Source organism: Rhizobium sp. SVR5-9E (assembly GCF_056755095.1).
In genome coordinates this window covers 1-408 of sequence record NZ_JBNDHS010000259.1, presented here as the reverse complement: position 1 = coordinate 408, position 408 = coordinate 1, and the positions used below count along the sequence as shown (strand labels likewise).

At 46.8% G+C, this 408-nt stretch carries 1 protein-coding gene; it reads right to left on the bottom strand.

From position 1 onward, the window contains the following. Window positions 1-408: efflux RND transporter permease subunit (locus ACPYOJ_RS34700; protein ID WP_481420278.1), on the bottom strand; the 408-nt coding region annotated here is incomplete at both ends.

Genomic DNA, 408 nt, shown 5'->3' with positions numbered 1-408 from the left:
TCCCCGCACTGATGCTGAAAGGCATATCCCGCAGAATCAATGCAAACACACCTCCGATAGCACTCATTGGAATGGCTGAGAAAATTAAAGCCGCCTGCTTCAATGAATGAAAAGTAAAATACAGCAGCATAAAAATCAACAACAATGAAACCGGAACCGCGATCATCAGCCTTTTGCTTGCTGCCTGCAGATTCTCGAACTGACCTCCATAGGTAAAATAATAACCGGATGGCAACTTTACCTGGTCCAGCTTTGTGCGAATATCTTTCACAACGCTTTCCACATCGCGGCCGCTTACATTAAACCCAATGACAATTCTCCGTTTCCCTTCCTCACGGCTGATTTGCGCGGGACCAAGCTTATAACTGATATTCGCCACCTGGGAAAGCGGGATCTGCGTTCCTGTAG